This window comes from Paraburkholderia sp. (assembly GCF_049581445.1).
Classification (GTDB): Bacteria; Pseudomonadota; Gammaproteobacteria; order Burkholderiales; family Burkholderiaceae; genus Paraburkholderia.
On the sequence record NZ_JBAURZ010000075.1, the window covers coordinates 1 to 8,656 of the forward strand.

6 protein-coding genes and 1 pseudogene are annotated in these 8,656 nt (G+C 60.1%); 3 read left to right on the forward strand and 4 right to left on the reverse strand.

The window, feature by feature from the left end:
- Both WCA85_RS05850 and WCA85_RS05855 read left to right on the forward strand, forming a co-directional pair.
- On the forward strand, positions 1 to 269 hold a 269-nt coding region (locus WCA85_RS05850), incomplete at its 5' end, for a BON domain-containing protein (protein ID WP_424062221.1).
- Between the two features lie 995 nt (positions 270 to 1,264).
- Positions 1,265 to 1,678 (forward strand): hypothetical protein, encoded by a 414-nt coding sequence (locus tag WCA85_RS05855; RefSeq protein WP_424062222.1) that lies wholly within the window; start codon positions 1,265 to 1,267, stop codon positions 1,676 to 1,678.
- A gap of 114 nt (positions 1,679 to 1,792) precedes the next feature.
- Here the strand turns inward: WCA85_RS05855 and WCA85_RS05860 are convergent, their stop codons facing one another.
- From WCA85_RS05860 to WCA85_RS05875, 4 genes are all read right to left on the reverse strand, one after another.
- On the reverse strand, positions 1,793 to 3,448 hold the full coding sequence (locus WCA85_RS05860) for a bifunctional aspartate transaminase/aspartate 4-decarboxylase (protein ID WP_424062223.1): 1,656 nt from the start codon (positions 3,446 to 3,448) through the stop codon (positions 1,793 to 1,795).
- A 57-nt stretch (positions 3,449 to 3,505) separates the two neighbouring features.
- Positions 3,506 to 5,197 carry an aspartate-alanine antiporter gene (aspT, locus tag WCA85_RS05865; protein WP_424062224.1) on the reverse strand — a complete coding sequence of 564 codons (1,692 nt, stop codon included), beginning with the start codon at positions 5,195 to 5,197 and terminating at the stop codon, positions 3,506 to 3,508.
- Between the two features lie 321 nt (positions 5,198 to 5,518).
- Positions 5,519 to 6,109, reverse strand: a complete 591-nt coding sequence (locus WCA85_RS05870) for a hypothetical protein (RefSeq protein WP_424062225.1) — start codon at positions 6,107 to 6,109, stop codon at positions 5,519 to 5,521.
- A gap of 56 nt (positions 6,110 to 6,165) precedes the next feature.
- Positions 6,166 to 8,016, reverse strand: coding sequence for a SulP family inorganic anion transporter (locus WCA85_RS05875; protein WP_424062226.1), 1,851 nt, complete (start codon positions 8,014 to 8,016; stop codon positions 6,166 to 6,168).
- A gap of 413 nt (positions 8,017 to 8,429) precedes the next feature.
- On the opposite strand from WCA85_RS05875, the pseudogene WCA85_RS05880 reads away from it, so the two are divergent.
- Positions 8,430 to 8,656: pseudogene (locus tag WCA85_RS05880) on the forward strand (hypothetical protein); the annotation flags it as partial.

The following is an 8,656-nucleotide window of genomic DNA, read 5'->3' on the forward strand; positions in this document are numbered from 1 at the left end:
CAGCGATGGCGCCCGGCAGTGCGGTGCCGGCCACTGGCAGAAAAGCGGATCGCGCGCTGCGCAGGAAGGTTTATGCCGCCATCGGCAAGCACAAGGAGATCAGCGCTGGAGATATCAGCATCATCGCAAAAGACGGCGCGGTGACGCTGCACGGGACGGTCACGGACGCTTCCCAAGTCGGCGCAGTCGCGGAAATCGCCAGGGGTGTTGATGGGGTCACTTCCGTGACCAACAAGCTGACCGTGAGGAAACCATTGGGCGGCATGTGAGTTGCATCGAGTCATGCAAACGTGCTGCGGGCGCTCAGGAATCTGAAACAGCCGAAACGCTCGTATTCCAGTTCAAATGACTTCACGCCTTCCCACCAGAAGTTAACGGGGAATGGTTGGCTCCGGCGCCAGCGGGCAGCCGGGCCAACGCTATACCCACAGATCGCGAGTCGGCGTTCGCACCCGTCCGTCAGAATCAAGCTGCACATACTCCACTCTTGACGTTATCTCCCGCGAGCCGCTCCGGCTGCATTGACGACGGCCGCCACACGGCTACGGATCTCCGGCTACGCGACCACAGTCTCCGGGTTGTCTGCGCGGACAGGTTGTGGGGCCAAAGTCGTATTGTCGGTTGCGGTAAGAAGAACCATTGTAGTGACGGAGACAGACCGATTCGAGAGACGCCTGCGGCTGGGCACGGCATTGGCACGCCGTATCCGTCGGGCCGGGTATCGCTCGCGAATCTGAACGAATCGGGCTACCGAAAGATTGGCCGAGTCTTCCGAACAATGCTTTTTCCGGTTATGTCGAGAGCTACAACGCTACGACCGGCAACCGGCTGAACAACAACAGGGCCCTGTGGATCCTACACATAACGAACCCTGTACAAACTGGCGATCATTTCGGCCATGGCGGCCGTTGCATTCGACCTGTCGCTATCGAAGCGTGCCGGATGAATACACCAGATTTTCTCAAAAGCGCGCGGACCAGTTTCGCGGCGCGCGTGAAGGCTCTCGTCGAAGATGTGCCGGAACTGCCGAACTTCAGCGGTTCCCACAGTGCGCTGCGCGAAAATAGTGAGTGCGCGACGCCCGAAGGCGATATGCGCACGGCCTACTATCTGGCTTACAAGACAGAGGCATGCGAGTGCCTCAAGTTGAACTACCGCGATCATGCTAGGGATCGGCTATCAGCTCGATGCGCCCGATACGCCGGGTCCGCGTGACTTCGCGCTGTCGCGCACCAGCTAGGTCACGAATAACGAAATCACGTTGATGGCCGGCGCGACAATCCTGAACAGCCTCGATTCGCAGACGGCGGCGGCGGAGGCAATCGAATACCGGCGCGGCCTGACCAACTATCTCGATGCGACGCTTGGCTATCTGCACGAAGGCAACGGCCTGTCGGCGCAGCGCGACGGCGCGACCGCGCAACTGTGGCTCACGCGGGCTTTTTTCGACGACCGCCTGGCGCTCGGCATTGGCGTGGGAGCCTACGCCGCGATCCATCACGACGAGTCCGGGGACAACGAGGGCGGCGGCGACGGCATTCTGGCGGGACTCGTGTCGATATCGGCTTCGTACCGCCTCGCGCAACACTGGTTGGCACGTGTGACGTGGAACCGAGTGATGACACGCGATAGCCGCGATACGGACGTGATTCTGGGCGGCGTCGGCTATCGTTTCTAGCAGGCCATGAAAGCTCCGCGACATCATGATGAAGCCACCGCATTGCGACAGAGCGACATTCATGCACCCGCCTTCGCCGCCAGAGAACACACTGTGATACTCGTCGGGCCGGATCTACAACGTCTTGTTCCTGTCGAGCTTGCTGCCCGTTTCAGCGTTGTACCGGTCGACGTATTCGGAAGTTAGCAGCCGTACGGCCCGACCGATCTGCCGATAGTCGGATTCGTTCAGATTCGCGAGCGAAATCCGTCCGGACGGGTGCTGGGTCCCAAACCCGAGCCCCGGCAGCAATACGACCCGAGCTTCTCGAGCGAGACGGAACAGCAGTTCGGTTGGGGCGGTGTGTTTGAGTAGCCAGTCGACGAACTCGCGACCGTACGCTCGCTCGGCAAGAAACTCGAGGTCCACGATTGCGTAGTAATCGACCTGGTTGGGATCGTCGTCCTCGAAGGAAATACCAATCTCCTGGTACAGCGCTTTCTTGCGATTGCGGATCAGCCGCTTCAACGCGTTCTTGTACGCGTCCGGCGTATCCATTAGCGAAAACAGCGAGAAGAGCACCATTTGCACCTGCTGCGGCGTCGATAACCCCGCGGTGTGATTCAGCGCAACGGTGCGGCTATCCGCCACGAGGCGATCGATGAACTTCAGCTTGTCCGGCTCCGTCGTGATCGACTCGTAACGATGATGCAGTTCCTCCTTCACTTGCTTCGGCAGTTCCGCCAGCAGACGATCCAGCACGTTGTCGCGATGAGTCGCGATCGTCCCGAGCCGCCAGCCTGTCGCGCCGAAATACTTGGAGTACGAGTACACGAGAATCGTGTTCTTCGGCGCAAGCGCAAATAGCGACACGAAGTCATCCGCAAAGGTGCCGTACACGTCGTCGGTCAGCAGGATCAGGTCGGGGCGTTCCTTCACGATGTCAGCGATATATTCGAGGCTTTCGTCGCTGATCTTCACCGATGGCGGATTGCTTGGGTTCACGAGAAAGAACGCCTTCACCTTCGGGTCGCGCAGTTTGTCCAGTTCCTTGTTCGAATACTGCCAATCGCTCTCGACGCCAGCATGCAGATTGACCACGTTCAGCTGATAATCGTTGAGCCGCGGAATTTCGATGTACGGCGTGAAGATCGGCATGCCGAGTGCGATCGTATCGCCGACACTGATCAGGTGGTTCTCGCGCATGGTATTGAAGATGTACGTCATTGCGGCCGTACCACCCTCAACCGCGAAGATGTCGAATTCGCCGACAAACGGATGCTTGCCTATCATCTCGCGCCGCAGGTATTGGCCGACGATGATCTCTGATAGCTTTAGCATCCGGTCAGGCACCGGATAGTTCGACGCGAGAATACCCTCGCACATTTCATACAGGAAGTCGCTCGCGGAAAGCCCAAGCTGGTCGCGCACATAGGAAACAGCGCCGGCGAGAAATTCGATGCCCGGCACGTCCTTGTTTTCGCGCAGAAAAAGTTCGAATCGTTCGGTCAGCCCTTCGCGCCGCGGGAAGCCGCCGACGCCTTCGGGCATATACGCAAACGAGCGCTCCGATTCCCGCATCGCGAAAAGCCCTAGCTGCCAGAAGCCATGGCGCGGGGTCGTCGCGAGAAAGTTTGGATTGCCGCGGCCGGCGTTCAGCATCGAAGCATTCGCCGGGCGTTCGACCGCGCCACCGCCCGCAGCCTTGATCAGTTCATCTTTCAGTTCGAACGGGCTGAGCGCAGCCAACTTTGAGGCCTCGCTCGCTGCTGACTTGCTGGACTTCGCCATCACATACCTCCAGACTGAGTAGTTGCATGTTGAGGTAACCGCTCGATCGGTGTTCTGTCAGGACAGGACCATGACGATCACCATTCCCCAGATGGTCAGGAGCGTGTTGCCGACTGCATAGGTAACTGTGTAACCGAGACCCGGTACCTGGCTCTTTGCGGCGTCGCATATCATCCCCAGGGCAGCCGTGGTGGTTCGGGAACCTGCGCAAATGCCCAGTAGAAGTGCGGGATGAAATTTGAATACATATCTGGCGATGTACATGCCCAGAATCAGCGGGACGGCCGTGGCGAAGATGCCCCAAAGGAACAGGCTCACGCCAAGTTGCTGCAGGCCGGAAACGAAGCCCGGTCCGGCTGTGATGCCGACTACCGCGATGAACACATTCAATCCGACCGAATTCATGAACCATATTGTCGGTTCAGGGATGCGGCCGAAAGTCGGATGGATCGCGCGAAACCAGCCGAATATGATGCCCGCGATCAGCGCGCCGCCCGCGGTCGACAGCGTCACCGGAACAGCACCGATGTGAATCACCACAGCGCCGACCAACGCGCCGACGGTAATGGCGAGTGCGACGAAAGCCATATCTGTCACGCTGGTCGGTCGGTCCAGCACGCCGATGGCTGCGGCCGCGGCTGTCGTATCCTGCGTACGTCCGACCACAGTGATGACATCGCCACGGTACAGTTTGGTATTGGGTAGTATCGGAATGACGGTTTCTGTGGGGCCGCGTTTGATTTTCCGGAGGAACACACCTCTCGCAGTCGGCAATGTGCTTAGTTCCTGCAATGTCTTGTTGTCGATCGCCTTGCTGGTCACGAAGATGTCGACCCCCTCGATCGGCACGGCGAGAAGTTCGGGATCCTCAACTTCGACGGCTACGGGTCCGATGATGTTCACAAGCTGCTCGCGCCGTCCCGCGACCGCGACGATATCGTCCGGTTGCAGAACCAGATCGAGCGTGGCGTCCATGATTTTGCCACCGCGCCTGATTCGCTCGACAAAAAGGCGCGTGTCGCCGGCAGCCAGCGTTTCAGCCTGGGCAATCGTCAGACCCGCGGCCGGACCATTGCTCTGGACGCGATAGGCGCGTAACTCAAACCGATGCCACGCCTGCCCGGCGCCGCCCAGTTCCTGGGTGGCGCCCATACTTGCTTCATATTCTTTGCATACCGCCACGAGATCAATGCGCAACAGGCGAGGGCCGAGTGTGGCGAGGATCAATGCCGAGCCAATCGTACCGAATATGTAGGTCACGGCATACGCTGTCGGCATGGCATCCAGAAGCGCCTTGCTCTGTTCCGCGGGTAAGCCCAGCCGGTTGATAGCGTCAGTGGCAAGGCCCATCGACGCCGAAATAGTCTGTGAGCCAGCCAGTAGCCCGGCAGCCGAGCCAACGGTATACCCTGCGAGCTTTGCTGCCAGAATGGGCGCTGCGAGGCACAAGAGACACTGAATCACTGAGAAAAGCGCTTGAGGAATGCCGTCCTTGGCAATGCCGCGCACGAATTGCGGCCCGACCCCGTATCCCACCGCGAAGAGGAACATCAGGAAGAACACTGATTTCACATTGGAGGAAACCGTAATGCCTAGCTGGCCGATCGCGATCGCTGCGAGGAGCGTCGCGGTGACCGCGCCGAGACTGAATCCTTTGAAGCTCTTTCCCCCGACCCAGTAGCCAATTCCGAGAGACAGGAAGATTGCGATTTCCGGGTAACTACGTAGTGTTGCTGTGAGCCATGACATACGCACTCCTGATGTGAAGTGTTATGACGGAGAGGAATCAGGTGGCTTCGAATGTGCCAGAAACTGCTGGATTGGCGTGACAGGTAAGCTGGAATTCGACTTCGGGCATATTCTTTAGAGAAAGCATAAATATACGCACTGCGAAATAAGATGAAATAATCGAAAGCTCTCATCATCGTGGCGTCTCATCTACGTCACGGTCCGCCGCAATTACAACCTAAGGTTACAGGCCTGAGTGGGAGCACAGTATCAGACCTTGGTCCTATGGGTCGCGCCACGCTTGCGCGGTGGGATTCTCGCTGAATCCGCACCGCAGAGCGGCTATTTCTTTGCAGCGGGCTCCACGGAAATGGCGAGCGCTTCGGTGTACACCGCCTGCACCTGATCGCCCTTTTTGATGTCGGCGAACTGCTTCGGATCTTCCACAACCATGTCCACTGTGTTGCCCTTGGGACCCTTCAACGTGATCATCCTGCTCTGAGGGTGGACCGCGACAACGTCGGCGACGATGGTTAGCTGGCGGCCCAAAGTGCCGCCGGGCTTACTGCCCTCGGGCGTGCGCTCCATTGTCGGCTTTTCTTCGATTGAAGCCCCTTCGCCGCCATTTTTCTTGAGGCTCAGGCTAAGGGATTCGCGGTAGACCGTTGTCACGACGTCGCCTACCTTGAGCTGATCGAAATTTCGGGCCTCTTCTCCGACCTCCACTTCAACAATCTTGTCGTTCGCGGTTTTCAGCACGACGGTTCTTGTCGCGGGATCGATGTTTTCCACCGTGGCGGTTATCTGAATGGTGCGCTTGACGGCGGCGTGACCCGGCACTTTCGTCATTTCCACGCTGGCCTGCGGCTGTGCCCATGAGGCCGGCGTGATGGCCGCTAAGGCGGCGATGAACAGATATTTTGCGTTCTTCATTGTGCTCTCCTTGGAAACGACGAAACCTTGGCGATGACCTGATCTGCCTGACGACGCTAGAGCGGTGGTTCGTGACGACGTCCAGAGCCGGTTGCCGGAAAGGTGAATGAGGCCGTCCGCGTCAGCGTTCCTGTGCCCGGTAATGCGCTGGGCTGCGTGCCGGACGGTGTCGTCGTACCGGTGCCGGCAGTGCCCAGCCACTCGTCGATCACATCAGCCACCGACAGATGTCGTCCGAAATAGCCGACCTGATCTTCCAGTCCCTCGGCGCGCAGGATATCTCGCACGCCAGCATGCGCGCTTACCAGCCGCAGGCGAATACCGGTTGCTTGCAGCTCCGAATGCAGTGCCGCCAGCATGCGCGCGCCGGCCAGGTCGACAAACGGCGAGGCGGACAGATCGCATATCACCAGCCCGAGCGGCTCTGCGGTAGAGCGGATGCGTGGCCAGAGCGTAGAGCGCACATGGTCGGCGTTGAAGTACAGCAACGATGCATCGACGCGGAACAACAACACGCCATGCACAGGCTCATTGTCTGGATTGCGCGCAATGTCCGAGTAACGGCGTGTACCGGGGATGCGGCCGAGGATCGCGACATGTGGATGGGCAGCGCGCCTGATGACCAGCAGCATCGACACAAGCACCGCAAAGATCACGCCTTTCAGGATGCCCAGCAGCAGCACGGCGGCAAAGGCGACCATCGCGACGAAGAATTCGTAACGGCTGACCCGCCACACGTGACGCAGTTCACGAATGTCGATCAGGCCTTTCACCGCAACCAGCACGATTGCCGCGAGCACCACGTTGGGCAGGTTAGCGAGTAGGCCCGTCAGGAACATCAGGCAGAGTCCGATCGTAACCGACGCGACCACCAGCGAGAGCGGCGTCCTGGCGCCGGCCTTATCGTTGACGGAGGACTGCGAGAGTCCGCCCGCAACGGGATAGGCATGAAAAAAACCAGCGGCCAGATTGGCAGCGCCGAGGCCGAGCAACTCCTGGCGCGGATCAATTTCATAGCCCTTCGACTGCGCAATGGCGCGCGCGGCGGACACACTCTCCACATAGGACAGCAGAAGGCACGCGAATGCGAGGGGAATCACACCGTCCACATCGCGCACCCGCAAATCCGGTACATGGAACGCCGGCAAGCCCTGCGGCAACGCGCCGACGACCTTGAAACCCATCGCCGCGAGCGGTGTGATCGACAGCAGGATGATGGACGCCACCACCACCAGTAACGCGACCGGCCGACCCGGCAGAAGCTTTTCTCCCAACAGCAGCAGAGCGAGTGCGGCGAGCCCGAACCCGAGCACCGCCACATTCGTATCGGGGAGCTGGCCAGCCAGCACGGCGATGCGCTCGAAGAACTGTTCGCCGCCGCCCCTCACGCCGAACAGCTTGGGCAACTGGGTTAGCGCGATCGTGAGCGCCGCCCCGGCCTTGAAGCCGAGCAGGATCGTTTCGCTGATGAAGTTGACAAGCGAACTCAGCCGAAGAATCCACGCCACGATGCACATGCCTCCCACAAGCAACGCCGTCAGCGCCGCGATGGAGGCGAATCGCGCGGGGTCGCCGGCGGCCATGTCCGCGACTGTTACGCCGACGAGCATCGAAATCGCCGATGTCGGGCCGATCGCGAGCTGCCGGGAAGATCCGAACAGTGCGTAGAAGAGACCTCCCGCCAGATAGCAGTAGATGCCGTATTGCGGCGGCAGCCCCGCGAGCGTTGCGTAAGCCAGCGACACCGGGATGCCATAGGCCGCGAGGGTCAAGCCGGCAATCGCGTCGTGCGTGAGCCACTTTGCCTGATACGTCGGCAGCCACTGCGCCGGAGGAAACACGGCGCGCCATCCGGCGACACGCGCCGGGTGAGCGGTTTTGCCTTGCGGGCGAGGTGCTTCAGTCATGGGAACGTCTCCTTTCGCGGAGCCGGTTCGAGCTGGGAGCGGGGACGGACATCGCAGTCCGGACACGAACGCGTTGACGCCGACGATCATGTGTCGCGTGACTAGCTTAGTCCGCGCAAAGGACGGCGGACATCGGACTTTGGTCCTGGTGCAGCCAGCGTTGAACGAACAGCGCTCGGTCCCGTGTCTCATCACGGATCTTCACGATGCGATGTTGGCAGCGACGAATCGCGGGTACGACCATGGTCCGATTGTCTTGGCCGGATACGGCGCGATGATGGAAGCGCATGCGTCGACGGCACCCCACTGCAGGCGCCTATGTTGACTGGAGCGAGCCGTACACGGACCCGATGCGATGCCGTCATCGCGCGCACAACCAAGGAGTTGCTGTGAACACTTACAGGAAAAGCTGCATTTTCGCAGTGGTGGTCAGCGCAGTGCTGTTCGGCGGTGCCGTGCACGCAAAGCCTGTCGCCTATCCCGCCAAAGGGCAAAGCCAGCAAAAGCAGCAGACAGACGACGGCGCATGCTATTCATGGGCGAAGAGCAACACGGGCATCGATCCGGCGGTTCTGGCCGCGAACCAGCCGCCGCCGCCTTCTGGTCCGGCTGTGGGCGGCGGTGAGCGTCTCAGGGGCGC

Coding starts and splice junctions, on each gene's coding strand:
- WCA85_RS05855 (WP_424062222.1), top strand. CDS start 1,265: ATGGCCGGCGCGACAATCCTGAACAGCCTCGATTCGCAGACGGCGGCG.
- WCA85_RS05860 (WP_424062223.1), bottom strand. CDS start 3,448: ATGGCGAAGTCCAGCAAGTCAGCAGCGAGCGAGGCCTCAAAGTTGGCT.
- WCA85_RS05870 (WP_424062225.1), bottom strand. CDS start 6,109: ATGAAGAACGCAAAATATCTGTTCATCGCCGCCTTAGCGGCCATCACG.
- WCA85_RS05875 (WP_424062226.1), bottom strand. CDS start 8,016: ATGACTGAAGCACCTCGCCCGCAAGGCAAAACCGCTCACCCGGCGCGT.
- aspT (WP_424062224.1), bottom strand. CDS start 5,197: ATGTCATGGCTCACAGCAACACTACGTAGTTACCCGGAAATCGCAATC.